This is a genomic window from Pseudomonas sp. PvP089 (genome assembly GCF_017875165.1).
Lineage (GTDB): Bacteria > Pseudomonadota > Gammaproteobacteria > Pseudomonadales > Pseudomonadaceae > Aquipseudomonas > Aquipseudomonas fortuita.
Map to the genome: position 1 here is coordinate 224,543 of NZ_JAGGME010000002.1, position 22,762 is coordinate 247,304.

Below are 22,762 nucleotides of genomic sequence, written 5' to 3' on the forward strand. Positions count from 1 at the left end.
TCAGGAGATCCTCTAGCAATGGCACAGGAAGGTACTAAACGTGGCACATAGCTCTAAGGATGGCACTGGCGACATCTAGCCCCGGCACATAAGCCTAGAAAGATGGCACTGTTGTCCCTGGGGATGGCACAGAAAAATGGCTGTAGCCCTTGTGGCGTAAGGGTTTGGGGTCTTCACTAACAAAGCTTTAAAAAAGCAGTGAAAACAGAAACAAGCTGTTGTAGGTTTTTTGCTTTCGCAATTTTGAGTCAAAAGCGAAGAGCAAAAAGCACCCTCTAGGCATGGCACAATTGACCACTGACGGTGGAACCGTAATTTCGTTGACCGGACGACAATTGATCGAGTAATGTGCCACCACAGTCACTGATGGCACAATTCACAATGGACTCAGAAACCCCCACACCGAGAGCTCCGCGAGCAAAGCGTACAACCGGAGCAACAACGGAAACTAGTCCAGCGAAACGCAAGAGAGCACCAAAGCTCCAGGTCGTTCGAGATGTCGAACCATCCAAAGCCGTTGAGCTGAGGAAGGCGACCGAAGCCCTGTCAATGCGAAACGTCTCCGCCACTAGTGACTTCACCTTCCTACAGCGAAAACTCTACAACACACTCCTGCAGTTCGCCCAGCAACGGCCACGGGAGGAGATGGTTCACGAGATCCCGATTCGAGACGTCGAAGACAACATTGGACATACCACGTCCAATAGCCGCGACTACCTCAAAAAGGTGCTCGTGAGCATGTCGCAGACGCAGGTTGAGTTTGACTACAAGGGTGAGAGCCCTGGCCGAAAAAGCGAGTGGGGTATCGCAAACCTAATTGCTGAAGCCTACATCCTTGAGGATGGGCAAACCCTGCGCTTCTCGTTCCCACCAGATCTGAAACGCCGGCTGCTCGACCCAGCGATCTTCAATTTGATCGATCTGCGGATGCAGTACCACTTTTCAAGCTTTTCAGCGCTTACGCTCCACGAGATCACGTCACGCTATTTTGGCTCACCCATGGGTGAGACCTACCGTGCGCACTGGTCTGAGTGGAGCGTTGTGTTGTCTGGATCAGCCACTCCGCACGCCGAGTTTCGCGATTTCAACAAGATGCTTGGTCGTGCTATCGACCAGGTCAACAGCATCGAGCGAAGATTCCGCATCACTCCGCACGTGACCAAGGCCAACCGGAAGATGGATAAGCTCTGGTTCAAATTGGAGACCTTGGTTCAACCAGGCTTAGACCTGGGACCATCCCCCGAGCTGGTTAGCCAGGACGTATCCAAGCGCCTGAAGGCACTGTCCTTGAGCAAAAAGGACATCGATGAGCTCGGGATGACTCATGATGAAGAATACCTCTTAGCTCAAGCTGACTACACAGAAGCGCAAATGCGCAAGGAGGGGGCCAACGTTGCAAGTCCCGCGGCATATTTCAAGGCTGCGGTCGCCAACAACTACGCCAAGGCGCCAACCCAGAAGAAGGGAGCGGAAGCTGCCAAATCCCAGAAGCCAGCGGCTAACGCTACTAAGCCAGCTGCGAAAGCAAAGCCAGCGCCGAAAGCAGCACCAACGAATCAAATGGCTGACCTTTTGGAGCAGTGGGGAGCTGCTCAACGCGAGACTATCCGTGGCGAGTTCCAGGGGTTGTCGGATGAAGAAAAGAACGAGCTGGCTGAGAAATATGACGCCGAGCTGAGGAAGGATGACTTCGCTTACGGGCAGTACCGGACCAAAGGATTGACTCCTATGGTGACCAATTGCTTGGTGGCAATCTTGTTCCAGGAACGCTTCCCTGAGACTCCGACCCCGGAAACGCTCCTTCAATTCTTGCTTAGTGGCGGCAAGATCTGACGCTTTGTTACGCGGGCTCAGCCATTTGCGCGGTCCGCTGCACAAGGTTCAATAGGGTATCGGCTGAAAGGTAAGGGGCATTCTTTAGCATTTGCTCAATGAGCAAGGTCACAACCCCGAAGCAGTCGCCTGGACCTATGGGTACCGATCTTGGTGCACGGCCTTTCGTGTTCACCGAGATGAACACTTTCCCTGGCTGATTCTCGATGGTGAACCATTTTTCGTTCTGCGCGCCGTGGCCTTTGCCATCGAATTTCGTCTGCATCTGCATGAAGGTGGCTAGTACACCAGGCAGCTCGCGGCCAGAAAGCTGAATACTGATCTTTTCGGCCCAGTTGAACGTCCGGGATGCGGTTGCTTCGGCAGCTTCGATCCGAATCGTATGCTCTCCGCTTCTGGTTGTATCAGATTGGAAGCACAAGGCCACCTTCGCCCCGTAAACATGCCGAGTGACGAAGGTCTTCTTGTCTGCAGACTCGCTCGATAGCTCAGAGGTTACTGGTTCTTCACTAGTCTGGATTTCGGCGGCCTCTATCAACACCTCTTGTTCCTCAAGGCAGGAGAACTGCTGATGTAAGCTTCTGTAGGTGTCACAGAGATACCTGCCAATATCTGAGTCCGCACACCCGCTATCCGACCACTGCTTGAGCTGCTGAGAAAATTTCGGCCCTTCGACCTTCCCGATGTTGATCAGCACAGACAGAGACGGTTGTGGCAGATTGGCTATGCGGATGCGTTCGACACACCCCGGGAGAATCGTGAAGAAAATCCCTTTGAGGTAGTGCAGGGCAGTGTGGTCGCCAGCTTGCGCCCTTTCGATCGCGTCACTAAGTGCATCTCCCTCTGATTGGTAAACCTCATCGAGCACATCGCTGGACGGTATTGGGATTCGCAAACTAGAGAGCTTGGCGGATGCAGACTGGGCATCAAAACGCATATAAGAAAACCCTTGGCTCAGAAAATACCGTTACTTGGCTAACGGATACTAGCAATACAGCCAATTCTTATCAATACGTGTTATATGTCCTATTGGTATATTCGGATTGCTCTATAGTATTTCTATGTCTAAGGCTTTGTTCAGCTCATCTTCTATGTCGACTGAGCAACCACCCAGCAAGAAATCAGATTTCTCCAGGACGCCCAGTGCCATCATGATCAGTGGGGTTCCGATATCAATATGCTTCGCCACGACCCTGATCGCTGAAAGATCACGCAGTGAGGGTTTTGGGCGCCCAGTGCGCCATGAGTTGAGCTTTTCAAAAGGGACATGAATTTTTTCGGCCGCCTCCTTTAGGTTCTCAGACCAGGTGGCTGCGATCAGTTCATCCAGGATGAAAGTTGGAGAAGAGGCGACGCCTGCCTTTGTGACGTCCTCGAAATAGGCTGCAGTCTCATGGCTCTCGCTGACTGCTTTCGCATTGAACATCGCGGACTGCTGGATAAGGCAGTAATCCGACCAGCGGAAAACGTCCGCCATCTGCAGGACTCGAAAACCAGAACAGTCAAGAAATGCAGCGATTAGGTCTATTCGTTTTCGATCCAGTTCGTCGTGGAGGGCACGCGGCTTGGCTTTTGACTCATCCCCAAAGCAACTCGCTAACGTGTCAGCGGTGAAACCACAAGCTTTGCTGGCTTCTTGGAAAGGGAGCGATAGCAGTTCAGATCTATCGATTATGGCCTGATAAAGGCGGAGCCCTGGGTTCACTACAAATCCTTCTCTCTTAACCGATCATCAGCACAGATTCAGACACACGTTGTCGGCAGGTATCCAACAAATCATGAGTGAGACCTAAGGAATTTATGATCTCGGTGTCCATCTGATCTGCGAGTGACGATCTATCCAACCCCATAACCACGCCGTAAGCATAGGTCGAGGATACTGATAGCAATTGGCCAAGGATATCGGGTAGCGGTGATCTATTGGAATACGTTTGCAACGCTTTTTGAATTGGGGCCGGGAATTTCCAGCGTTTCAGCAGCTCTGCACCAACCTCAGCATTGTCAAATCCTAGCTGAATCTGCTCTACGGGACGTCGGCCCGCGAAGTCGAATGGATCTACGGACTCTACTACGACACAAGCTTCTTCTGGGATTACGAGGTGAATGAGCAGGGCGCCAATGCCTTGCATCAAACCAGTCGTGAATGCGACATCTCGGTCAGCTCCGATGCTCTCGGCCAGAAAGGAAGCCATGAATGCGGTATGCAAACCCATCTTCCAGTAGGTCGGCATATCAATGCCTGGGGCGTCAGGCAGCGCCTTCAATAGGCCGGTGGTAATGATGGTGGTTCGGAAATTGTGTGCGGATTCCACGCTGACTCGGACACCCATTCCACGCGCATCCGGACAGTGATTCCACGCTGATCCGGACACTCATTCCACGAGCATCCGGACACCGACTCCACGGTCATCCGGACACTTTTCTGGCAGGCAGCCACGCAGGATTTATTCACTACCATCGATCTCTTTTTCGAAGCAGAGAGGTCGTTGTGGAGCGTTTATCCATGCGTAAAATCCGAGAGGTGTTACGCCTCAAGTTCGACTGCGGCCTGTCCGTGCGCAAGATCGCCCGCAGCCTGGGCATTGGCCACAGCAGTGCCGGTGATTACCTCTGCCGTTTTGCCGCCAGCGGCCTCACCTGGCCCTGTTCGTTGTCCGATGCCGAGTTGGAGCAGCAACTGTTCCCGCCGGCCCCGGCGGTTGCCAGTGAGAAGCGGCCTTTACCCGATTGGGCATGGGTGCATGCCGAACTGCGCCGCCCCGGGGTGACCCTGGCGCTGCTCTGGCAGGAGTACCGCCTGAGCCAGCCTCAGGGCTTTCAGTACAGCTGGTTCTGTGAGCACTACCGAGCCTGGCAGGGCAAGTTGGACGTGGTGATGCGTCAGGAGCACCGCGTCGGCGAGAAGCTGTTCGTCGACTATGCCGGCCAGACGGTGCCGGTTATCGATCGCCACAGCGGCGAGATCCGCCAGGCGCAGGTGTTCGTCGCGGTGCTCGGCGCGTCCAGCTACACCTTCGCCGAAGCCACCTGGTCGCAGCAGCTGCCGGACTGGCTAGGCTCCCATGCCCGCTGCTTCGCCTTCCTCGGCGGCGTGCCGGAGATCGTGGTGCCGGACAACCTGCGCAGCGCGGTGAGCAAGAGTCACCGCTACGAGCCGGACATCAACCCGAGCTACCGCGATCTGGCCGAGCACTATGGCGTGGCGGTGGTGCCGGCGCGGGCACGCAAACCGCGCGACAAGGCCAAGGCCGAAGTCGGCGTGCAGGTGGTCGAGCGTTGGATCCTCGCCGCACTGAGGAATCGGCAGTTCTTCTCCCTGGATGAACTCAACACGGCCATCGCCGGGCTGCTGGAGCGGCTCAACCAACGCCCGTTCAAGAAGCTGCCGGGCTCCCGGCAGTCGGCCTTCGACAGCCTGGATCGTCCGGCGCTGCGCCCCCTGCCGGAGCAACCCTACGTCTACGCCGAGTGGAAGAAGGCGCGGGTGCACATCGACTACCACGTCGAGGTCGATGGGCATTACTACTCGGTGCCGTATCAACTGGTGAAGAAGCAGCTGGAGGTGCGCCTGACGGCGCGCACCGTCGAGTTTTTCCACGCCAACCAGCGAGTGGCCAGCCACCTGCGCTCAATGCACAAGGGCAGGCACAGCACGCAGGCCGAGCACATGCCCAAGAGCCATCGCGAGCATGCCGAGTGGACGCCGCAACGGCTGATCCGCTGGGCCGAGCAGACCGGGCCGAACACCGCCGGCGTGATCCGGCACATCCTCGAACGGCGCATCCATCCGCAGCAGGGCTACCGGGCCTGCCTGGGCATCCTGCGCCTGGGTAAAACCCACGGTGAGGCGCGTCTGGAGTTGGCCTGCCGTCGCGCCATCAGCCTCGGCACGTGCAGCTACAAGAGCCTCGAATCGATCCTGCGCCAGGGGCTGGAAAACCTGCCGCTAGCTCAAACCAACCTGCCGCTACTACCGGACGACCACGCCAACCTGCGCGGATCCGCCTACTACCACTGACCCCAAGGAATCCCACCATGCTGCCCCATCCGACCCTGGACAAGCTGCAAACCCTGCGCCTGCACGGCATGCTCAAGGCGCTGAATGAACAACTGAAAACCCCGGACATCGACAGCCTGAGCTTCGAAGAACGCCTCGGCCTGCTGGTCGACCGCGAGCTGACCGAACGCGATGACAAGCGCCTGAGCAGCCGCCTGCGCCAGGCCCGGCTCAAGCACAACGCCTGCCTCGAAGACATCGACTACCGCAGCCCGCGCGGACTGGATAAGGCGCTGATCCTGCAACTGAGCAGTGGTCAGTGGCTGCGCGACGGCCTCAACCTGATCATCGGCGGCCCCACCGGTGTCGGTAAAACCTGGCTGGCCTGCGCCCTGGCCCACCAGGCCTGCCGGGAGGGCTACAGCGTGCGCTACCTGCGCCTGCCACGTTTGCTGGAAGAACTGGGTCTGGCCCATGGCGACGGCCGCTTCGCCAAGCTGATGAGCAGCTACGCCAAGACCGACCTGCTGATCCTCGACGACTGGGGCCTGGCCCCGTTCACCGGCGAGCAACGGCGCGACATGCTGGAGCTACTGGACGACCGTTACGGCCAGCGCTCGACCATCGTCACCAGCCAGATGCCGGTGGACAACTGGCACGAACTGATCGGCGATCCGACCCTGGCCGATGCCATCCTCGACCGCCTGGTGCACAACGCTTATCGGATCAATCTGAAGGGTGAATCAATGCGCAAACGGACGCAGAAATTGACGACGCCAGCCAACCCGGACTAACAATGCCACCCCTGCGTCGCTGCGCTCCGACTGCCTGTCCGAATGAGCGTGGAACAGGTGTCCGGATCAGCGTGGGCTGAGTGTCCGAATGGCGTGGAATCCGCAGGGTATCCGGCATCCGATCATCCTGAAGCCACAGAGTTGGACTTTTCCCGTTCTGGGCATGGTTCTTCGTGATGCTTCCTTTCAGCCCCCTGCGTAGGAGCTCATCGCTCACCTCTCGCTGCCGATTCCAGATCGGATGCAACGCACCTATCGGGATGAGGGCCGCATAAACCACGGTCTCGCCGTCACGCTGAAATAGCAAATTGTGGGTGATGCCCTGGGCGAGGTCTCTGTCCTTCACATATTCCAAGGTGGCGTCCCAGCCACCAGGCCGAAGACTTGCAGTCAACTGCGCCGCAGAATACTTCTGCTCATTCTGGTTGCGACCATCACGCCGCCAGCACAGGCGCACCCGAGCTTTAACGTCATCACCATCAGGGGTGTGGAAAGACACAATCTGCTGGAATGCTGCGCCAGTGGGGATCAGGCGAGCTTCGGTCACCACGAAGCCGCAGGCTTCCAGGAATGGCCGCACAGTTGCGCGGGAGCGCTGTTCAGCCGCGAGGCTTTCTGAGCCTCGGAACTGACGGGGTGATGACTTGGACAACGATACTCTCCAACAGACACCTTGATTGGCACTACTTCATGGTCCGACTTCCTAGCTGCTCGGGCCGTTGGTTGATACAAGCTGCTCCAGGGCAGACCGGGGCCCGCTGGCGAGCACCGACAAACGAAGCGTTGAGCTTGTGTGCGTCTCTTCCATGCCGCGCAGCTTCCCAAGGCGGTAGCCGCAGTTGAACACCATGCACGTCAGCAGCAGGCCACCTACCACATACAGAGTCGTCTCGATTGCCATACCGGTTTCCTATAATTCCAAGCTGCCAGCCAAAAGTGACAGCAGATTGTCTTTTTCGGCAATGTCGTTCGGCTGCGATTTGACGATTTTCTTCAGGACTGCGCGATGCTCGGGCGATCTGCTAACCACTTCTTAAGCATGTTTTCTCGTGTTGCTCAAAACAGCTTCACGCCGAAGCGCTTCACGGCCCCGCGCCCAGCAGGCAAGACGATGTGCCCAGTTCCGATAATGGGTCCTCACCAACGCCATTTTGTATGCAGCTACAGCGCTGCTAACCTCGCCTTCGACTGGATCGGTGGGGGCTCGCAATATAGTTTGACACAGAGCCCACTGAAATTCGCGGCCTCCAGCGATAAGGCCTACCGCTGCGATCGAATCATAGTTTGACACAAGCAGATGCCCCATCGAAAAAAGGCACCCCGTTGCGCGGAATATAGTTTGACACAACCAGCGACAAGCCCGCTCAAAGCGACCTCACCTGTGGCCATGTACCGCACGCCAAGTCGCCCCATCGCCGTTCGGTAGCGTGGTGATCATTGAATAGGCCTGTGGGTGTACGATGGCACAGGTGAACCCTTCGAGACCCCTCATGGCCCAATCAGCGCGCACGACGGTCAAATGTCAGGACCCTGGTGATGGCTCGGGGGATGTGATCGTGGAGTTACCCCCAGACATCCTGAAAGAGCTGAGCCTTGCCGTGGGCGACAAGCTCAGCATCGAGATTGTCGACAGCGTGATCGTGCTGAGGCCAATCCGTGATCCTAATCCAGGCTAACCGCTGACTGTGCCTGACCGGTCTCAGCCAAAGCAGTTTGTGCACGGTCTTCAACCATCTCGACCAATTCAAAGTGTTTGGGGACTCGCGCTTCAGCCAGTCACTCGGCACGAAATGGTGATTCAGGTGCACAATAGTGCTCTGACCATCACCAAATGCACAGAGCATCACGTTCATCTCAGTCTCGTCACCTGCCATCGCCGACGGCACGAACACCCCACCGCCGTCACTTACGCCGAAGGATCGTCGCCACTCGGAGAAACGCTTTCCATCTGAGACCAGTGAGCTCATCGGCCCGGAAAACCTCTCAGGGCTTGGTGTTCGAGCTGACCTTCCAAGAGGCAGACGATGGCGGTGCGTCGAACAAGGTCACCATGCGCTACAGCTATGACCTCAACCGACACCTGGTGCTTGTGGAACAAAAAGTCGCGGCCAAGCGATTCAGCGTTCAATGGGATCGTGCAATCGCCGTCCAAGAGCGGTTGGGCAAGCTTGAAGCACTGCTCTCTGAGCGACTGCCTCAGGAAAGGTCGCCGCGATCCTTTCAACCATGCCCCAAGACTACATGGCGCTCGCTCCTCGCCTGAAGTTAGTCGCCTAACCCGCCTCCCCCTCACTGCGGCTGCTCATCATCCAGCCATGATCTCGCCGCAGTGGATCTGCTCGATGCGCCGATAGGTCTCATACAGAGAGATCAGGTCTCCTTGGGCCATGATCTCCAGAGCAGTTCGCCCTTCAAAGAAAGGGTTGGCATTCCTGAAGCTTGGAAAGCCCCTCACGTTGTCCTGGTTGCTGAATGCAGCCCTCAAAGAACCGTGGATACCGATGACAAGCCCGATCCGCTGCTGCTGATCGAGGTCTAGCCTGCGCCCACACTCCCGTCCCTGCGCAGCGCGACGGAACGTCGACGGGGAAATCCGCAGGATTCTGCAGGCTTGCCCTGGAGTTGCTCGCCAGGATTTGATGATTCGAAGCGCGACCTTCAGACCGACCGAACACTGCTCCCCGGTAAGGCACTGACTGATGACCATGGCCTCAACTCCTACACTTTTTCTTAGCTTACTGCTGAACATGAACCCGATCAAAGTCACGGACTCATGTGCAGAATAGAAAGTGCTCAACTCACGATTTTTAGTTACGCCTTGTCTGGCTTATTGCGGTAGTACGCATTACCACCGAGGACCACATTAAAACCTGGAGGTCCCTGCCAGTCTCGAAATACACCCGTCGACTTGAGTAAGGCCTCAGGATCTACTCCATTCTTTTCGAAAGCATCTAAATCCCATTCAAATAAACTGACGATCGCTTGAAAAGCTGAAAAAGGGACGGTAGAGACAGCTCTAAGACTTCCGCCGCCTATTGGAAGCTTAAGTTTCGTCATATCGTCAATGGCACAAATTATCCTCCTGAGTCGAAAGTGCCAAACAGATTCAAGCAGCGATTCGGCCTGCTGAGCGGCAAGAGGAAATCTGCGCTTACGTATTAGTGCATCCCCCGGCAAGGAAACAGGAAGTAGTTTTTGCAGATTACTAAAATTGACGCGCTTCTGGCCCCTGGAAATTTGATACATGTCCTCCGCCCCCTTCAACAGGATGGCGACAAATGCGCTGTCTCGGGAATCAGTGGCATCCTCGGCCTCAGTGGGTGCTGGGGTTGGCGTGGTGAGCTTGCGCAGCAGCCAAGGTTTATCGTTCTCGTAAAGCCACTTGGTGGCCTTATAGGCGTTGCTCCAGAGGTACTCCAGGCTTGCATGCCCTCGAATTGCCAGCAGGGTTTCGACTTTCTGACGGAACTGCGCCTCTTTGCCGGGTTTTGGCTTTTCATCCAGAGCACGTAGCCTGACACCTGCCACACCCTGAAGAATATGCTCCTTCTTCAGCGCATGCTCAAACTCTTCAGCGCTACCAAACAGGTGCTGCGCAATGATCAAATGCCGAGAAAGGGGCATGTCCACCTGATCTTTGTGCTGAGTAAACCTTATCCACTGGTTGTATTTCCCTGCTGCATAGGCATTATCCATCTGCGAAAGGGATTCATCACCATATTTATCACGAATACTGTCGAACAGCTTCGCGGTGCCTGTAAACTTTCCATGTACGAACCCTCGTTTCTTGCACTGCCTAATATACGTCGAACAAAGAGTCTCACTGCTTTGCGGTGGGATATTGCGCTGGAGGAGTTCATGTGCAAACTCTGCAAATTTCCTTTCGTGATGAGCGCCCTTGCTCACAACCGCCGGACTGAGCACGCTCCAACCGCATACACAGGGCTCTGAGAGAACCGGCAGCAACCGAAGCTTTCGGAAGAACGGCAGGGAGCATTTCGGGCATGCATGCATCAGGGAATCGCCATGACGCCAGCAGACGTACACACCTGGCAAATGGTGTGACCGATGCCAATACGCATACCCCAACTCAAGAAAGTCCTGCTCTACGCACGAGCGGCAAAGCTTTGCCTTGCCATGGACCGTTATCTCTCGGCGAGGAACGCGGGCAACCCCAGAGAAACTGAGCCCTGGATTGCCGGCTTCCGCTCCTTGGCTTACGCCCAGAAACGGCCTATAGGCGGGAAAGGTAGTATTCGTGCTGACGAGATCATCCAGATTCCTCGCCGTTTCACCAGGCAATCTGGCAGCGAGCACGTCAATTTGCTTGGGTAACATGCCTACGTTGAAAGGCTCCGAGCCAAACAGATCGCGGAAAGTCTCCCTAGCGGTTCTGTTACCTGAAAGGAAGTGATAGCGCGTGATGCGGGAATGCAGCATCTCGTCCGGCATAGACATAGGAAAAAACAGAAGATCAGACATCAGTTACCGACTTACAAGGTAGGGCTCGGAAAGGACGCACATCCAGTGATCGGCCTACTTGTAACACACTCAATCCTGTATCAGGGTCAGGACTTTTGAAAATTTACACAAAGAATGACGGCATATAGCCACTACACTTTCACATTTCCTCAACAGATATCTCATCATATATCTATCCGATACTGATCACGTATACATCAGGTATTCCGGGGGCTGGAGGGTGATCCAGCACGTTAGAATACCCTCACACTTTCTCGCAAAAAGTACGCTTCCATAAACGTCCAATTTTCTCCATCTGGCCAGGTCAATTTCCGGCCGGTTTGACGAATGCGAGGGCGGTGGCCACGTCACTTGGTGACGGCCGCTGACGCGCAGCAGCGCCGCCGGCGTCTGGTCTCTCATCCTTCGGTGCCGGCCAACGTGTACCAAAGCCGCGTACCAGGTATCGGTTGGTGCGGTCGAACTCATACTCGCTGTGAAACTCACCTGGGCGGAACGAGACCAGCCGTATGTCATAGAGCCGCGTGACAGCATCACCGATCGGACTTACAAACATGTAATTCCCGGATCACGTGGATGACAGCTCCCAGTCGGTAAGCTTCACTCATGTCTTCATGGAGTAACAGAAATGAACACCGCTAAAAGCATTGCCGCCCTCATGCTCGTAATCGTCTCCTCATCCGCTTTAGCTGAAGGAGGATCTGATCGCTTACACGGAAAGATGATTCAGGCAAATGAGCAAGCAATGCGTGCCTACGCCGCTGCCAATGGAAAAAAACCACCTGAAGTGATCCATTATCGCTACGGAATGAAACTGGATGTGGCGAGAGTTATCAGTATGACTTCGCTCAAAGGTAGCTGCGACGTGATGCCGACACAGATGAATTACGAGGACTCAACAGGTGAGTTGAAAATCCTCGAATATCGCTCTGCTGGAATTAACTGTAGAGGTCAAAACTGACCGAAGGGACAGGGTAAGTCTTGGAGTCCATCGCCTTGGCTTTGCTTTCAGCGACGGGAGGTTGGGCATTTTGCGTTTGAGCTACTCGGTACGATTCCATCGAATTATTCCTGGCCACTTCCATGCGTGCGAAAGTCCGGTCACCACCGCCTTCAGCCATAGCCAAAGAAGAGACGGTCAGAGCCGCGATGACGAACAAGGTTTTGATAGGGTTCATTTGGGGGACCTCGGATGATTATTGGTAACCCCTGAATCCACATCAATCGTTGACTCTTGGGGGGTGAGCTTGAGGCTCAATAGGACTATAAGACTCATCCCCTGTCAGGAAGCTTAGGCCAATATTACAGTTGTGTCAGGTTGCGATATTTCTCTTGACATACAGAGTGATTAGTCCGTAAGGTCTAAGCTATCCAACGACACATAACCTCCATCCACCATCTAAAATTTACCTGTGCGGTGTTGTAAGTTTCCGGTCACTGCACGATGGCGTGGCGTTTTTTGAGTTTTCGCTGAAATCATACCTCGACTCGGACGCACTACGTTAAGCACTTGAGTGTTCGATAGGTGGGAATTAAATGGCAGCGTAACTATAGGTGGCCACCGGTGAGTATCAATTTTGAAAAAGCGCTTGGCTCCGCAGAAAGAGCATTACTTTTTCGCAGCCAACGAGCTGAGGTACTTAGCAATAATATCGCTAATGCCGACACTCCTAACTTTAAGGCCAGAGACTTGGACTTTTCTGCTGTACTGGCTAGCCAAACAAAAGGAGGTTTGGCTACTCCGTTCTCTTTAAAAACAACAAACCCAAAACATATTGCCGTAAACGAATTAGTAAGTGATATTCACGGCGGTGCTTTGCTTTACAGTACGCCGAACCAACCTTCCATTGATCAAAATACTGTGGATCAACAGGTCGAGGTCGCAAAGTATACGGAAAATGAAATTCATTTCGAAACCGCCTTTACTAGATTAAATGGAGCATTTAAGGGGCTACTTAAAGCTCTGCGAGGTGAATAATAAACTTTACCCAGCGAGGGAATCAGCGCCTCAGGCGCTGATTTGGGAAGGGAAACCGAGTGCTTCGACAGTTTTACGGACCTGCTCTGGTTTTTCGCTGCTTTCAACGCTTACCTTACCTGCCGCGCGATCCACGGAAATCATAGCCTCGCTGTCCAGTGACTGAATTGCTTTGGTGATTTTGCTGACGCAGCTACCGCAACCAATGCCTGATAAGTTTAAGACGAACATGGTTATTCCTCTTGTGCTGAGCGGTCTATTTTCACCGCAACAACAGGATCAACGTTGACACGACGGTAAGGTCAAGAGTTATGTATAGCGGGCTGCGAGCATCGGTTACGCTCAATCAATTCGGGTATTCCTCAGCCTCAAAGCATTGAAAACTACAGACGCAGAACTGACGCTCATGGCTAACGCAGCAATCATTGGAGACAGAAGGTGCCCCGTCAGTGGATAGAGCAGGCCTGCGGCGAGGGGAATACCCATTGAGTTGTAAAGGAAGGCGAACCCCAAGTTTTGCCGCATGTTTTTTACCGTTGCAACCGAAAGTGCCCGTGCCCGTAAAATCCCCATCAGGTCGCCTTTTACCAGCGTGAGCTGCGCGCTATTCATCGCGACGTCAGTCCCTGTACCCATGGCAATGCCCACATCTGCTCGCGCCAAGGCCGGTGCGTCGTTGATACCGTCGCCGGCCATGGCAACCTTTCGACCGGATTGCTGGAGGTCCGCCACCAGGCGCTCTTTGTCCTGAGGTTTCACTTCACCATGAACCTCTTCAATACCCATCTCCTTGGCGACAGCACGTGCGGTGGTGAGCCCGTCTCCCGTGGCCATGATGATTTTTACGTTATCAGCCTTAAGCTTGGTGACTGCTTCTTTAGAGGTCGGTTTTATCGGGTCTGAGACCGCCAGTAATCCTGCCAAGACCCCGTCAACTGCTAGATAGATGATGCTGATGCCTTCAAGGCGCAACAACTCTGCACGGTCTTGTAAGACCTTTGTGCTCACGCCGGCAGCTTCCATCAGTGCAGTGTTGCCCAGCTGTACTTTCTTGCCATCAACGAGGCCACTGACTCCGATCCCCGATCCGGACTCAAACGATTCAGGCTTGGTGAGCGCAACATTTTCAGTTCGGGCGTGATCGACGATGGCATGAGCTAAAGGATGTTCGCTGCCTTGATCAAGGCTAGCGGCCAGTTGAAGCACATCGTGTGAGTTGAAATCGGGTGTGGCCTCCACACTGTGAAATACCGGCCGTCCCTCTGTCAGGGTCCCCGTTTTATCGACAATCAGTGTGTCGATCTTGCAAAGGTTTTCAATGGCACTGGCATCCCTGAACAGCACACCCATACTGGCGGCTTTACCTGTCGAAACCATGATCGACATGGGCGTTGCGAGACCCAGTGCACAGGGGCAAGCGATGATAAGTACGGCAACAGCGTTTATCAGGCCGAAGACCCAGCTGGGTTCCGGACCGAATAGCCCCCAGCCTAAGAGTGTCAGCAACGCAATCGCGATAACCCCCATCACAAAGTAGCCGGCAATCGAGTCGGCCATTCGTTGCATTGGCGCCTTGGAGCGTTGGGCTAGGGAATCTCCGAACAAGCCTTCAGTTATGCGAGAATCCCCGCAACACCTGATCCGAGCCGCCCATGAGCCAGATGAGCTTTTCCGACTTTGAGTACGCCGGCAAGCGCAAGCAGACCCGCCGAGAGCGCTTCCTCGCCGAAATGGATCAGGTGGTGCCCTGGGCAGGCCTGCTGGAGCTGATCGAACCGTTCTACCCCAAGGCCGGCGGCGGTAGAAAACCCTATCCTCTGGAAACCATGCTGCGCATCCATCTGTTGCAGAACTGGTTCTCCCTGAGCGACCCGGCCATGGAAGAAGCGCTCTACGAAATCACGCCCATGCGCCAGTTCGCACTCCTGACGCTGAGCGCGCCAATCCCCGAAGACACCACGATCATGAACTTCCGGCACTTGCTGGAGAAGCATCAGCTCGCACCGGCAATCCTTGCGGTCATCAATGGTTATCTGCAGGAAAAAGGCCTGTCGCTGCGCCAAGGCACCATCGTCGATGCCACCATTATTCATGCCCCCAGCTCGACCAAAAATAAAGGGGTATACGGATTTAATGGTTGATGGGGCACCTTCACCCCATCAATCTGATACCACCCTCAGATGGTTGATAGATCGACTCCGTAGTTGAGTTCCTCTGCGAAGTCCGGCAGTCCGTAACCGATGGTTTTCTTGTAGAAAGGAGAGACCTTCGCAGTCGGTGCCTTCTTCTTGTGCTTCGTGGTGTAGAGCATTCGTGCCCGCATCACCTCGAAGGAGTAACCGCGCCCTTCACGGTTCTTGTCCTTGGCCAGTCGGTTGATGGACTCCGTGTAAGCGTTGGTGACGGGCATGTCCGTCTCGAAGTAGGTCATGGTCTCTTCGCGCCAGTTTCCCACTGCCCTGACCAGATCGCTCCAGACTTCCTTTTGGCCCTTCGGGATGGTGGCTATCCACTCGTCCAGGGCGGCTTCTGCCTGGAGCCGTGTGGTGGCGTCCCAGATGCCGTAGAAGCGCTCCTTGTGCTCGTAGGCGGCCAGCAGTTGCGGGAACGCGCCTGTCCAGGTCTCCATGATGAGGCGCTCCCGGTCTGAGACTTCGTGAGCGCGTTTCAGCAGGATTTTCCGGTCTCCCTTGAGAGTCCGGCTCTGGGACGGTTTCAGCTCCTTTCTGAGGCCCTTGCGCACTCTCTCTAGGGCATCGTTGGCCATGCGCACCACATGGAACTTATCGACCACGATACGGGCCTGGGGCAGCACAGCCTTGACCGCTGCCCGGTAGGGGTTCCACATGTCCATGCTGACGATCTCGACCTTCTGCCGGTCTTTCAGCTTCATCAGGTAGTTGGTCACCACGTCCTGGCGGCGGGTGGCCAGCAGGTCGAGCAGGGTTCGCTCCTCAATGTTGGTCAGAATGCAGCGGTAGCGCTTGTTCAGGTATAGCTCGTCAATGCCCAGGATGCGGGGCGTCTCGAAGCGGTGCCAGCGCCCCAGGAACTCGGCGCGGGCGTTGAAGATGTCGCGCACCGTCTTCTCGTCCAGGCCGGTCTGTGCCGCCACAAAGGTGTAGGGGTGGTTGAAGGATTCCTTCTCCACGTACTCATGCAGCCGCAGTGTCATACGGAATCCGTCCACCATCTCCGGTAGCTGGGGCCTGAATGTTGTCTTGCAGGCCCGGCAGGTGTATCGGCGGCGGACCACCCAGAGAGTGACCCGCTTGCCGTGGATGGGCAGATCACGATAGGGAACGTCACGCTTGCCGAACCGTACGAACTCACCCTGCACGCCGCATTCCTCGCAGGCGATGGGATCGGGCACGTCCACCTGGAAGTGCATTTCGTCGTCGGTTGATTTGCAGCCCAGTACTTGGTATTGCGGCAGGTGAAGGATGTTGTCGGGAAGTTCGGTCATGGTGTTGTATAGGCGTAGGTGTCAGTCAGATCCATCCGGCTCGGCATTGGTGTTTGCTTTTTTACCCAACAAGCTGCTGGAAACGAAAAGTAAGGCACCGAGGACAATTGCAATATCAGCCAGGTTGAAGGCCGGCCAATGCCAGTCTCGCCAATAGAAATCAAAGGAATCCACAACATAGCCGCGAAAGACCCGGTCAATCAGGTTGCCCATGGCGCCACCGAGGATAAGACTGTAAGCGATGGCTTCTCCTTTATGACGATTTTCAAGGATCAGCTTGATCAGAAAAATCGAGACCACTACCGCGATTCCGATAAAAAAGTAGCGCTGCCAGCATCCACCATTCGCAAAAAGACTGAATGCGGCACCGGTGTTCCATAGGTGCACCCAGTTAAAGAACGGGGTCACCGAAACATACTCGCCATAGGCCATTGATTGCTGCACCAGCCACTTTACAGCCTGATCAGACGCTGCCAGCAGGCCCGATATGGACAATAGGGCATACGGCGAGAGCTTTTTGCCAATAATGAGCATTATTTAACCCTTCAACGCCAAAATGCGTCTGGCACCGTTAAGTACAATGCCCCCCGCGATGGTGCCGATAATCAGATCCGGATAATTGGAACCGGTCCACGCGACCAGGGCGCCGGCGGTGATGACCCCCAGGTTGATCACCACGTCGTTGGCCGAGAATATCCAGCTTGCCTTCATGTGCGCCCCGCCTTCCCGATGTTTGGATATGAGCAGCAGACAACTGGTATTGGCAATCAATGCGACGAATGCGATAGCCATCATCACCAGCGATTCAGGCTCACTACCGAATACAAAGCGTCTCACCACCTCTACGAGCACGCCCACAGCCAAGATCAGTTGCAGTACACCAGCAAGATGCGCGGCACGTACCTGCATTTTCACGCTATGTCCAACCGCATAAAGGGCAAGCCCGTACACCGCCGCATCGGCAAAATTGTCCAGGGATTCTCCAATCAGGCCGGTGGACTGGGCGATCAGACCGGCAGTCATTTCCACCACGAACAGAAGTGCATTGATGCCGAGCAACCAGCGCAGGGTCCCGGATTCTTGCTTAGCAGAAGCTGCCGAAAACTCGGCGGCCTTGATGGTCTCCGGATTTGCAGCGACGGTTTCCTGAAGCGAGGCGCCTAGCCCCAAGGTCTTCAGTTTCGAGGTGACGGGCTCGACCTCGCCGTCATGCACGACCTTCAGCCGGCGGTTCGACAAGTCGAAGGACAGCGCCCGAATCTCCTCAAAGCCGTTCAGGGCTAGGCGAATCATTCGTTCTTCTGATGGACAGTCCATCTTCGGCACGGCATAAACACTGACCCATCTCCCTGGCGCCTCGGAGGAGGCCTGTATATCGGTATCCGCTGCGGACGTTGCATCACCGCCACAGGCGCCACCACAGGATTTGCTCATGATACGACTCCACTTGAACAATGTTGTGGTACCATTTAAAACTATAAAGCTACTATAAGGTCAATAGAGTAAAGAATCCGTTGGGGAGGAGGCTGATGCGCATTGGTCAGTTGGCGCAGTTGGTAGGGGTCGAAACACAGACGATCCGCTTCTATGAACAGCAGGGCTTGTTGCCGCCGCCTGATCGGCAGGACAACGGTTACCGTGTCTATACCGAGAAGCATGGTGAGGGGCTGGCTTTCATCCGTCGCTGCAGAATCCTGGGCCTGTCACTGGCTGAGATTCACGAACTACAGAGCTATCAGGACGACCCTCATCAGCCTTGTACCGCCGTCAACGCCTTGCTCGATGATCACATCTCTCATGTGCGGTCGCAGATAACCGCTCTGCAAGCGCTTGAGAAACAACTCGTTTCACTGAGAGCGAGTTGCAACGATGACCGGGAAGTTGAGGCGTGTGGGGTTCTTGCTGGAATTAGCGAAGGAAACATGCACCAGCAGTAGGTGAAGCATCAACCAGATAATCCGATGAGATGCCGGTCTGTCTCACTCTCATGCAAAGGTAAGATCAACCATTTAATCCGCTTACCCAAAAAAAGCTACCTCTTGAGAGGTAGCCTTTGATGAGTTAAGCAAATAGATCCGAGATCGCCAGATTTTGAACCGCAGAATCAACCTTCATCGACTCCAGGACCTGTTCGTGCTCGGCGTTACTGATCGAATGATGGCGTATGTAGGAACGCAGATCGGTACCCGCTAGATCGCGCGCCATGCGTTGCCAGAATTGCGCTCGGCGAGCCATTGCATCGTACTCAGCAGCCTTGCCCTTGGCCAATTTGACCATGCCGTTGTTCAGGTAGAACTTGGCACGATCAGTCGGAGCCAGGCTTTTTGCCAAGGTGTAGAACGCATCATCGAACTCGTCTACGAAACACATTGCATCTGCCGGGTCGATCTCCATCTCGGCGGCTTCTTCGTAGTAGACGATGTTGCGATCCTTACCCTCAAAGCGGTCACGGATCGTTCGCATTGCCGGACGTCCAGGGTAGCGGTGCTTGTTGGTGGCTTCGAGGTAGGCATCCTGCAAGCCCATCTCCTGCGCCGGACTCTGCCAGTCATCGAACTTGAACCAGCGCTGCTCTGGGATGATGCCCTTCTCTACGGGAGTGACATCGTCGATCAGGTAGCGCTTCCCCAAGACACGGATCTCATACCACTCCGACAAGGCCGGGAAGGCATGGTCGAAGCCGTAGCTCAGTGACCAGGCAAAGTCGATGGCCAGCAGATTCTTCGCCGTGATGAATTGGAAGGTGACTCCACGAAGGATCTCGTTGGATTCCGTCCTTTCCAGCTCGCCGCGGAACATCCGCGCATCGTGCTCCTCTGCCCGCTCCTCCTCCAACACATCCAGGGTCAGCAGGTACCGCAACAGTTCACGGCGCATTTCTGCGTTGTAAGCTGTTCCTGTGACGTTGATGTAGCCGGCGTCCGAGTGTGTTCGCCCGATCCAGTCTCGACGCCCCATATCCCAGCGGGTGTTGATGAGATGGTTCCGGAAGCGATTTATCCCGGACATGTGCCCGTGTTTCTCGGGCGCAGACGCAATCATTGCCTCCATGGACTTGTCACGCTCACCGGTGACCGTGCACCAGGCACAGCCAAAGCGAGATCCGCACGCCGCCTTGTTACCACCGTCGCCGGTAATGATCGCGCACGTGCCTTCATTGGCTTCCTTGTAGAGCTCCAGGCACCAATCGAAGTTATCGACGAAGGTCCGATAAGGACCGCCACGCTTCGCCTCGCACGCCATGAGGAACTCCCACACCTCCTCCATCTCCCAGTCAGCGATGATCGAGCAGTTGTACGAGCCGTGCTCATTGAGCACCAGCCGGCCAGCCTCCTCCTCACCCCGTTCGCGCATATTGGCCGCACGGGTTGCCGACTCTGACAAACGGGTGCCCACGAAGGTCACTAGCTCACCTGGAGACTGCAGCGTCGAAAGCAGCTGCTTGAGGGCCTTCTGCTGCGGGCGCAGCTTCCAGTCGATCGAGCAGCTTCGAGAGGCGCCAGCAAAGACCGGCAGTTTTCCACGGCCAAGGGTGGCGTAGGCAAACGTCGAGGTCATCGAGGGCTGCACTTTGACCACTGTGATTGGCAATCTCTGCTTGGTGCAATACATCTCCAGCTCAGTGATCATCGCCTCGGCATAGATGTCCATGCCTGGGTTTTCAGTGCCGGTGTTGGCGTTTGTGACAAAAGCCGCCGGCACGTACAACCCGGCCTCGACACGGCGCCGGATAGCCTCCAGCATCAGTACCAGCACAACCGTGCTGTCCTTACCGAACGAGGTAGCAGAGCTGCAGGTGAATCCTTGATCGATGATCTGGTCGATGCGCGCAATGCAGGCTTCCGCTCGCGCAACGATCCGGGCAAAGCGACCAGCACTGTCCAGGGCTGGAATAGCGTGGGTGTAGTCGTTTAAGGCGATCAGTTCGGGTACAAGCATCTGATTCATGTTGGCATCTCCAGAAGGAAGTAGGCTTCGTATCGTGGGGATGCTCAACAGCGAGCATGAATCTTCTGAACTTGACGACATCGGCTGTCCAATCAATCCGGCTCAGGCTATCGCCATTAACTACTCTTCATCGTCGAAGCAGCACATGCCAGGCGCCTGGTTATCTGAGTCATCAGGTAGCACCTGGCGACCTCTCATAATGCCTTCACATACAAGCACCCACGCGATGTCGAACGTTGGGGACGTGATGGGCGAGAGGCATGGGGAAGGCGCAGACTGGCCAGGTCCTGCGCCAACCAGGTCAGAGCGTTTCGATCATGAGTTGTAGCGGCGCAGCGCTGGCGCCGAGTAGAGCTAGGTGCTGTAGGTTTGATGCGCTGAAAAACGCATTTCCCGCTGCCACAACTGCCTGAGCTCTGGCTAGGTGCATTGGCACCTCGCCAACCCACTTGGCGGTGGCGCCCAATGCCCGCGGCTTCATCGTGAGCACGTCCGCCGGCGAAGTTGTGGCCAAGTTGCGGATCGGAGTGATCAGGTTGCTGATCATCAAAGTCTTCGTGTCACCCTTGAAGAAGTCGAGTCCATCGATCCTGGCGAGTACCACGGTGTTCGTGGGCCATCCAAGGCCGTCATCTGGCCTGCGATTGCTCGTCGCGAAGAACGCCTCTGCTTCTCGCTCGGTCATGGGCACTTCCTTCTCGATCGCCGCATAACCGCGCTCCGCTCTGCCTTTAAGGCGCTGGTAGGTCACGGTACCGATAGCGCCCATGAGGCGCTGCTTCAGTTGGACCAAGGCCTGATAGTCACGGTCCAGCTGCTCGATGAGGGGCATCATTGCGCCAAGGCCTTCAATCATCGCAGTGATGGTGTCGATCCGCCGGCGCCGATCAATGAGTGCATCAATGCGTTTTCGTTCCCGATTGAACGAGACCCCAAAGTGAGTCCTGCCACAGTCACCGCCGATCGCCGTCTCTTTCCCGTCGCTGGTAGAAATCAGGTACCCAGTGAGGTGCGGTTGGCGGCAGCTGGCAATCCCGCAACTGACTCTATCCTGAAAGCGGTATGGAGCCAGGACAGCGCCAAAACGCCGCTGGTCGTGAGGGAAGAATGCCAAAGCCTCTTCAAAATCCGGCCTGGCCCGCAGATCGTCGTAGCTTGAAATGAGCTCCGGTTCTTCAGTCAACAACTGGTCAATCTCCAAGTCAATTGGTGATGGCAGGGTGCTAACTGTATTTAATCACAGTGTCAGGCTGTGTGGTGATCAACGGGCGCTGGATCTGTCACCAGCGGTTAACTGGGCGCGCAGGAGAAACCCCTGAGGTATGAGATCAGTCTGCCTCAGAGGGGCGCGGACCGGCGGCAGCCGCCCATTGTTCCAGCATGTCTCCATGCTTCGCCCAAAACTCCTCGTGCTTGGCGTCCTGCTCAGCGAGCGCCTCGAACACCCGCGTCGGCCAACCCATGAAGGTGACATTCCTCATTTCGTTGTTGAATGCGTAGATGCTGGCGCAGGTCGCTCGGTTGGCGCCGCCTGGATACAGCGAGTAGCGGAAGCGGTCACGGATCTCGATCACCTCCATAACCCGGACCTGCGCTATGATCGCGAGGACTATCAGAACAGCCTGGGTCATTTCACCTGCATTCTTGCCGACCTTGCGCAAGTAGGCTGGACGTTGACTTACAGGTTTGGCTAACAGCTCCCGGATGAAGCCTTCTGATTCCGTTTCGAACACGTGGAGTTGATCAACTGAAAGGGCATCGAAGGTCTCTTTTACCTGTACCAGGTCGAAGGACTGCTTCAACCAAGTCGCCAACGCCAGTGCATCCTGCCAGGCAAATTGCTCGTAGCTAGCCATATGCGCATCACGCGGATCTGCTTTTTGCCGCCTCATACCCCAGAATCCCCACATTCAAGCTGATTAATTTGTCTCATCACATGCACGTCAACTGCAGATTACGGGCGGGGCAGAGCCTAATAGGCTGGCGGGGCAGCCACAAGGGTGGAGGGGATGCCACTAGATCGGTAAGGCACTTGACTGCTAACGCCCGCAGCCGGCCGATACGCGTAGTACCTTGGGCGAGTATACGAATCAAACAGATTTGCCGGGCCAGTGGTGAGACCTGATGGACCGCCAAACGGTAAAACCCCCAGCCTTGGCCGGGGTGTGTAAAGCGTTTACTGAAAGCTGACCACGCAGCAAGCGCACTCGTCAGAGCTGCGTGCGGTGATGGCTAACCGGAAAAGACCCTGAATATCAGTCAGC

General features: G+C 55.5%; 22 protein-coding genes and 2 pseudogenes. 8 read left to right on the plus strand and 16 right to left on the minus strand.

The annotated features are described in order from the left end of the window. The first annotated feature begins 549 nt into the window (after window positions 1–549). Window positions 550–1,833, plus strand: a complete 1,284-nt coding sequence (locus J3A71_RS30885) for a RepB family plasmid replication initiator protein (protein ID WP_004577638.1) — start codon at window positions 550–552, stop codon at window positions 1,831–1,833. A 7-nt stretch (window positions 1,834–1,840) separates the two neighbouring features. Here J3A71_RS30885 and J3A71_RS30890 read toward each other — a convergent pair whose 3' ends face one another. The 3 genes from J3A71_RS30890 to J3A71_RS30900 all read right to left on the minus strand — a co-directional run bounded on the left by J3A71_RS30890 (window position 1,841) and on the right by J3A71_RS30900 (window position 4,163). Further along, window positions 1,841–2,770 (minus strand): hypothetical protein, encoded by a 930-nt coding sequence (locus tag J3A71_RS30890; RefSeq protein WP_004577637.1) that lies wholly within the window; start codon window positions 2,768–2,770, stop codon window positions 1,841–1,843. Window positions 2,771–2,881: 111 nt separating this feature from the next. Further along, window positions 2,882–3,538, minus strand: a complete 657-nt coding sequence (locus tag J3A71_RS30895; protein WP_004577636.1) for a hypothetical protein — start codon at window positions 3,536–3,538, stop codon at window positions 2,882–2,884. A gap of 16 nt (window positions 3,539–3,554) precedes the next feature. Next, window positions 3,555–4,163, minus strand: a complete 609-nt coding sequence (locus J3A71_RS30900; RefSeq protein ID WP_209953680.1) for an HDOD domain-containing protein — start codon at window positions 4,161–4,163, stop codon at window positions 3,555–3,557. A 173-nt stretch (window positions 4,164–4,336) separates the two neighbouring features. Between J3A71_RS30900 and istA the strand changes: the two genes are divergently transcribed. After that, window positions 4,337–5,851, plus strand: a complete 1,515-nt coding sequence (gene istA, locus J3A71_RS30905) for an IS21-like element ISPpu7 family transposase (protein WP_019437638.1) — start codon at window positions 4,337–4,339, stop codon at window positions 5,849–5,851. 17 nt (window positions 5,852–5,868) lie between these two features. Beyond that, the gene (gene istB, locus J3A71_RS30910; protein ID WP_019437637.1) at window positions 5,869–6,624 is read left to right on the plus strand and encodes an IS21-like element ISPpu7 family helper ATPase IstB; all 756 of its coding nucleotides are present in this window, start codon (window positions 5,869–5,871) and stop codon (window positions 6,622–6,624) included. On the opposite strand, the gene J3A71_RS31635 is transcribed toward istB, so the two are convergent. Together J3A71_RS31635 and J3A71_RS30920 are read right to left on the minus strand one after the other, a co-directional pair. After that, on the minus strand, window positions 6,557–7,276 hold the full coding sequence (locus tag J3A71_RS31635) for a hypothetical protein (protein ID WP_245353529.1): 720 nt from the start codon (window positions 7,274–7,276) through the stop codon (window positions 6,557–6,559). The two genes, istB and J3A71_RS31635, sit on opposite strands and share 68 nt — an antisense overlap. 51 nt (window positions 7,277–7,327) lie before the next feature. Continuing rightward, window positions 7,328–7,525 carry a hypothetical protein gene (locus J3A71_RS30920; protein ID WP_004575510.1) on the minus strand — a complete coding sequence of 66 codons (198 nt, stop codon included), beginning with the start codon at window positions 7,523–7,525 and terminating at the stop codon, window positions 7,328–7,330. Between the two features lie 589 nt (window positions 7,526–8,114). On the opposite strand from J3A71_RS30920, the gene J3A71_RS30925 reads away from it, so the two are divergent. Further along, window positions 8,115–8,300 carry an AbrB/MazE/SpoVT family DNA-binding domain-containing protein gene (locus J3A71_RS30925; RefSeq protein ID WP_154670346.1) on the plus strand — a complete coding sequence of 62 codons (186 nt, stop codon included), beginning with the start codon at window positions 8,115–8,117 and terminating at the stop codon, window positions 8,298–8,300. Between the two features lie 629 nt (window positions 8,301–8,929). Here J3A71_RS30925 and J3A71_RS30930 read toward each other — a convergent pair. Together J3A71_RS30930 and J3A71_RS30935 are read right to left on the minus strand one after the other, a co-directional pair. Beyond that, entirely contained in the window at window positions 8,930–9,331 is a 402-nt protein-coding gene (locus tag J3A71_RS30930) for an antitoxin Xre-like helix-turn-helix domain-containing protein (RefSeq protein WP_004575506.1), read from the minus strand. Between the two features lie 104 nt (window positions 9,332–9,435). Next, window positions 9,436–11,106 carry a TnsD family Tn7-like transposition protein gene (locus J3A71_RS30935; RefSeq protein ID WP_080634930.1) on the minus strand — a complete coding sequence of 557 codons (1,671 nt, stop codon included), beginning with the start codon at window positions 11,104–11,106 and terminating at the stop codon, window positions 9,436–9,438. Window positions 11,107–11,734: 628 nt separating this feature from the next. Here J3A71_RS30935 and J3A71_RS30940 point away from each other — a divergent pair. Further along, window positions 11,735–12,067: a DUF2790 domain-containing protein gene (locus J3A71_RS30940; protein WP_004575503.1), complete on the plus strand. Its 333-nt coding sequence runs from the start codon at window positions 11,735–11,737 to the stop codon at window positions 12,065–12,067. Here J3A71_RS30940 and J3A71_RS30945 read toward each other — a convergent pair. Then, window positions 12,045–12,284, minus strand: coding sequence for a co-regulatory protein PtrA N-terminal domain-containing protein (locus tag J3A71_RS30945; protein WP_080634929.1), 240 nt, complete (start codon window positions 12,282–12,284; stop codon window positions 12,045–12,047). The genes J3A71_RS30940 and J3A71_RS30945 overlap by 23 nt on opposite strands. Window positions 12,285–12,670: 386 nt before the next feature. On the opposite strand from J3A71_RS30945, the gene flgB reads away from it, so the two are divergent. Further along, a complete protein-coding gene (gene flgB / locus J3A71_RS30950) occupies window positions 12,671–13,084 on the plus strand; it encodes a flagellar basal body rod protein FlgB (RefSeq protein ID WP_004575502.1) in 414 nt (137 codons plus the stop codon). Between the two features lie 30 nt (window positions 13,085–13,114). On the opposite strand, the gene J3A71_RS30955 is transcribed toward flgB, so the two are convergent. Both J3A71_RS30955 and J3A71_RS30960 read right to left on the minus strand, forming a co-directional pair. Next, window positions 13,115–13,315: a heavy metal-associated domain-containing protein gene (locus J3A71_RS30955; protein WP_004575501.1), complete on the minus strand. Its 201-nt coding sequence runs from the start codon at window positions 13,313–13,315 to the stop codon at window positions 13,115–13,117. A 111-nt stretch (window positions 13,316–13,426) separates the two neighbouring features. After that, window positions 13,427–14,677, minus strand: a pseudogene (locus tag J3A71_RS30960) (heavy metal translocating P-type ATPase); the annotation flags it as partial. A gap of 59 nt (window positions 14,678–14,736) precedes the next feature. On the opposite strand from J3A71_RS30960, the pseudogene J3A71_RS30965 reads away from it, so the two are divergent. After that, a pseudogene (locus J3A71_RS30965) lies at window positions 14,737–15,201 on the plus strand (IS5-like element ISPa41 family transposase); the annotation flags it as partial. A gap of 59 nt (window positions 15,202–15,260) precedes the next feature. Here the strand turns inward: J3A71_RS30965 and J3A71_RS30970 are convergent. From J3A71_RS30970 to J3A71_RS30980, 3 genes are read right to left on the minus strand one after another with little or no spacing between them, the layout of a single operon-like run. Further along, window positions 15,261–16,550, minus strand: a complete 1,290-nt coding sequence (locus J3A71_RS30970; protein ID WP_004574636.1) for an ISL3-like element ISPpu12 family transposase — start codon at window positions 16,548–16,550, stop codon at window positions 15,261–15,263. A 21-nt stretch (window positions 16,551–16,571) separates the two neighbouring features. Then, the gene (lspA, locus tag J3A71_RS30975; protein ID WP_004574638.1) at window positions 16,572–17,084 is read right to left on the minus strand and encodes a signal peptidase II; all 513 of its coding nucleotides are present in this window, start codon (window positions 17,082–17,084) and stop codon (window positions 16,572–16,574) included. A 3-nt stretch (window positions 17,085–17,087) separates the two neighbouring features. Then, a complete protein-coding gene (locus J3A71_RS30980; protein WP_004574643.1) occupies window positions 17,088–17,984 on the minus strand; it encodes a cation transporter in 897 nt (298 codons plus the stop codon). 95 nt (window positions 17,985–18,079) lie between these two features. Here J3A71_RS30980 and cadR point away from each other — a divergent pair, with 95 nt between their 5' ends. After that, the gene (cadR, locus tag J3A71_RS30985; protein WP_004364961.1) at window positions 18,080–18,487 is read left to right on the plus strand and encodes a Cd(II)/Pb(II)-responsive transcriptional regulator; all 408 of its coding nucleotides are present in this window, start codon (window positions 18,080–18,082) and stop codon (window positions 18,485–18,487) included. Between the two features lie 124 nt (window positions 18,488–18,611). Here cadR and J3A71_RS30990 read toward each other — a convergent pair whose 3' ends face one another. From J3A71_RS30990 to J3A71_RS31000, 3 genes are all read right to left on the minus strand, one after another. Further along, window positions 18,612–20,498, minus strand: a complete 1,887-nt coding sequence (locus J3A71_RS30990) for a phosphoadenosine phosphosulfate reductase family protein (RefSeq protein ID WP_209953682.1) — start codon at window positions 20,496–20,498, stop codon at window positions 18,612–18,614. 301 nt (window positions 20,499–20,799) lie between these two features. Beyond that, complete coding sequence (locus tag J3A71_RS30995; protein ID WP_016487012.1) at window positions 20,800–21,684, minus strand: hypothetical protein; 885 nt, start codon at window positions 21,682–21,684, stop codon at window positions 20,800–20,802. 142 nt (window positions 21,685–21,826) lie between these two features. Continuing rightward, complete coding sequence (locus J3A71_RS31000; protein ID WP_016487011.1) at window positions 21,827–22,354, minus strand: hypothetical protein; 528 nt, start codon at window positions 22,352–22,354, stop codon at window positions 21,827–21,829. Window positions 22,355–22,762: the final 408 nt, after the last annotated feature.

What these genes read in the sequence shown, in the direction of transcription:
- J3A71_RS30885 (WP_004577638.1), top strand. Translation starts at nt 550, where the DNA reads ATGCGAAACGTCTCCGCCACTAGTGACTTCACCTTCCTACAGCGAAAA.
- J3A71_RS30890 (WP_004577637.1), bottom strand. Translation starts at nt 2,770, where the DNA reads ATGCGTTTTGATGCCCAGTCTGCATCCGCCAAGCTCTCTAGTTTGCGA.
- J3A71_RS30900 (WP_209953680.1), bottom strand. Translation starts at nt 4,163, where the DNA reads ATGGGTGTCCGAGTCAGCGTGGAATCCGCACACAATTTCCGAACCACC.
- istA (WP_019437638.1), top strand. Translation starts at nt 4,337, where the DNA reads ATGCGTAAAATCCGAGAGGTGTTACGCCTCAAGTTCGACTGCGGCCTG.
- istB (WP_019437637.1), top strand. Translation starts at nt 5,869, where the DNA reads ATGCTGCCCCATCCGACCCTGGACAAGCTGCAAACCCTGCGCCTGCAC.
- J3A71_RS30920 (WP_004575510.1), bottom strand. Translation starts at nt 7,525, where the DNA reads ATGGCAATCGAGACGACTCTGTATGTGGTAGGTGGCCTGCTGCTGACG.
- J3A71_RS30925 (WP_154670346.1), top strand. Translation starts at nt 8,115, where the DNA reads ATGGCCCAATCAGCGCGCACGACGGTCAAATGTCAGGACCCTGGTGAT.
- J3A71_RS30930 (WP_004575506.1), bottom strand. Translation starts at nt 9,331, where the DNA reads ATGGTCATCAGTCAGTGCCTTACCGGGGAGCAGTGTTCGGTCGGTCTG.
- J3A71_RS30935 (WP_080634930.1), bottom strand. Translation starts at nt 11,106, where the DNA reads ATGTCTGATCTTCTGTTTTTTCCTATGTCTATGCCGGACGAGATGCTG.
- J3A71_RS30940 (WP_004575503.1), top strand. Translation starts at nt 11,735, where the DNA reads ATGAACACCGCTAAAAGCATTGCCGCCCTCATGCTCGTAATCGTCTCC.
- J3A71_RS30945 (WP_080634929.1), bottom strand. Translation starts at nt 12,284, where the DNA reads ATGAACCCTATCAAAACCTTGTTCGTCATCGCGGCTCTGACCGTCTCT.
- J3A71_RS30955 (WP_004575501.1), bottom strand. Translation starts at nt 13,315, where the DNA reads ATGTTCGTCTTAAACTTATCAGGCATTGGTTGCGGTAGCTGCGTCAGC.
- J3A71_RS30970 (WP_004574636.1), bottom strand. Translation starts at nt 16,550, where the DNA reads ATGACCGAACTTCCCGACAACATCCTTCACCTGCCGCAATACCAAGTA.
- lspA (WP_004574638.1), bottom strand. Translation starts at nt 17,084, where the DNA reads ATGCTCATTATTGGCAAAAAGCTCTCGCCGTATGCCCTATTGTCCATA.
- J3A71_RS30980 (WP_004574643.1), bottom strand. Translation starts at nt 17,984, where the DNA reads ATGAGCAAATCCTGTGGTGGCGCCTGTGGCGGTGATGCAACGTCCGCA.
- cadR (WP_004364961.1), top strand. Translation starts at nt 18,080, where the DNA reads ATGCGCATTGGTCAGTTGGCGCAGTTGGTAGGGGTCGAAACACAGACG.
- J3A71_RS30990 (WP_209953682.1), bottom strand. Translation starts at nt 20,498, where the DNA reads ATGAATCAGATGCTTGTACCCGAACTGATCGCCTTAAACGACTACACC.
- J3A71_RS31000 (WP_016487011.1), bottom strand. Translation starts at nt 22,354, where the DNA reads ATGGCTAGCTACGAGCAATTTGCCTGGCAGGATGCACTGGCGTTGGCG.